The sequence below is a fragment of the Alkaliphilus peptidifermentans DSM 18978 genome (genome assembly GCF_900101495.1).
Lineage (GTDB): Bacteria > Bacillota > Clostridia > Peptostreptococcales > Natronincolaceae > Alkaliphilus_C > Alkaliphilus_C peptidifermentans.
In genome coordinates this window covers 1-2,118 of record NZ_FMUS01000065.1, presented here as the reverse complement: position 1 = coordinate 2,118, position 2,118 = coordinate 1, and the positions used below count along the sequence as shown (strand labels likewise).

Below are 2,118 nucleotides of genomic sequence, written 5' to 3'. Positions count from 1 at the left end.
GTGAATTTATTTTTATTACTCATAGCTGTAACACGTCCTTTCTAGGTTTATTATAGCAACCTTTATACGTGTCCAGCAAATCTAATACACTCTAACGCTATTTCTATTGCAAAGATAGGCAAACACGAAGATATCAAAATTTCAAGTTTGGTTGACCCAAATGTATATATGCTTAGAAATCTTTGCCGTGAGTACTATGACCTTGTCGATGATAGAGCTAACATTAAGAAAAAACTATCCAATGATCTACGAGTAGCTTTTCCTGGATACGAAAAAGTATTTTCAGATATAACCGGTAATACCTCATTGGTTATTTTAAAGTCCTATTCTACACCTGAGGCTATTATTAATGCCCCTAAAGAAGATGTACTTAATCTAATTCTACTATTTCTAAAAAGGGTCTTCTATGGTCTAGAAAAGCTTATAACAAGTTAATAGTAGCTTCTGAAAATGCATTAGAAATCGGGATTCAGTCTATTGCATTTGCCAGTAAAATCAAAAGACATTTGAACTTACATAGTATTTTTACATCTGAAATAAATTCTTTACTAGATCAAATTAAGGATATTTTGGATAGCAATATCATGTCAGAAGCCTTTAATAACTCTATTAATCTTCTATCTACTTTGTCAGGTGTTGGCTACATTACAGCTGTCACAATTGCTTGTGAAATAGGTAATATTTCGCAATTTCAAAAGCCTTAGCAACTAACAGCGTTCTTTGGACTTGATCCATCAGTCAGTCAATCAGGTAAATTCAATAGTACTGAGAACAGGATGTCAAAAAGAGGCACCAGTATTGGTCGAAGAGCTCTTTATTCAATTGCATTATCTTGTGTTCGTAAAAAAAGCAATGGTCAGCCTGTAAACCCCTTCCTACTTGAGTATTACCAAACAAACTTAGCAGGTAAAAAGAAGAAGGTTGCTCTTGTTGCTATAATGCATAAGCTTTTAAAATATATCTTTTCAATCTTAAAGAATGAAAAGTCTTATGAGGTTAGAAATCCTAAGCTACATGCAAAAATGTATTTAGAAAATCATTCTAGACTAGCTGCCTAAGACAATCTCTAATATATCAATTCTAGCCATTGTTCGTGTTTTACAAAGGTGCTTTTGTTATGCCTATTTTTAGTAACATATAATTTTTAACTTTTTTAAAATAACTCTTTACTTCTACTAGCTGTCTTGCGCAAAAACATTGTTATATGCTGTCTTTCACTCCACATTATCTAAATTAGCAAAATAATGTTTTTCAATCATTAAAATATAGTTAAACCTTTTATTAAATCCCTATATTAATTTAAGTGTAAACCTATTCATAACTAAACTAATAGATTTACAATTAAACCAATTAACAACTTATTGTTATTGCTAAAGTTCCCCATTCTTTTTCCTGCTCCAGAGTATAGATTTCATATGTTTTTTCTAACATTTCTTTGATTGTCCAACCTTCACAACCAAAGTCTTTGAATGGAATAGATTCATACATATCCTTAAAAGTAACAAATTTTCTAAGTTCAACTACTTGTACTTTTAATATCTCATTTAAATCCGAAGCATTGATGAATTCAATAGTATCACCAACATTAATTTTCCTTCTTTTTTCATCATTTAGTCGAACCTCTACTTTCTTCTTCCCATCCTTAATAATCTCAAAATATTTTCCATATAACCCCATTTGATGTATCATCACTAAACCTGCCTTTCACGAAACAGTTTTTCACTATTTATCTAACTCTTACTACAACTTTATATGAAGATGGCATATAACGTTTCCGTGTTTACGACGCCTTCGAACTGGACCCCCTTGACCTTGCCCCTTGGCGGTGCTTGCACCCAGTGAGATGTGTGTGGTGCGCTGATCCTTCCCCTATTACCTACCCCGAAGCACCCTCGCCCAAAAACATTGTTATACGGAGTGGGAAGATCTCCAGAGACTAAGACCGATATGGATGTCGGTCCCTTAAAAACTAACGGGCTATTTCCATCCAATAGAACGTTTCATCATTTAGTTCAAACTTACCAGTTATATTAAACCCAGCCTTTTGATAACTCTTTATCGCTCTAGCATTTGTACCAAGTACATCCAACTTTATTGACTTAAATCCATTATCAAGAC

Annotated in this window: 3 protein-coding genes and 1 pseudogene; 3 read left to right on the top strand and 1 reads right to left on the bottom strand. The window is 33.1% G+C overall.

Annotation, left to right across the window (positions count from 1 at the left end; all coding sequences use genetic code 11):
• Nucleotides 1-168: 168 nt before the first annotated feature.
• The 3 genes and pseudogenes from BLP68_RS21220 to BLP68_RS21215 form a co-directional block, all read left to right on the top strand.
• Complete coding sequence (locus tag BLP68_RS21220; RefSeq protein WP_091547755.1) at nucleotides 169-435, top strand: hypothetical protein; 267 nt, start codon at nucleotides 169-171, stop codon at nucleotides 433-435.
• 149 nt (nucleotides 436-584) lie between these two features.
• Complete coding sequence (locus tag BLP68_RS21940) at nucleotides 585-704, top strand: transposase (protein ID WP_176759150.1); 120 nt, start codon at nucleotides 585-587, stop codon at nucleotides 702-704.
• 12 nt (nucleotides 705-716) lie between these two features.
• Nucleotides 717-1,058, top strand: a pseudogene (locus BLP68_RS21215) (transposase); the annotation flags it as partial.
• 292 nt (nucleotides 1,059-1,350) lie between these two features.
• On the opposite strand, the gene BLP68_RS21210 reads toward BLP68_RS21215, so the two are convergent.
• Nucleotides 1,351-1,689, bottom strand: a complete 339-nt coding sequence (locus BLP68_RS21210) for an ASCH domain-containing protein (protein WP_091547752.1) — start codon at nucleotides 1,687-1,689, stop codon at nucleotides 1,351-1,353.
• Nucleotides 1,690-2,118: the final 429 nt, after the last annotated feature.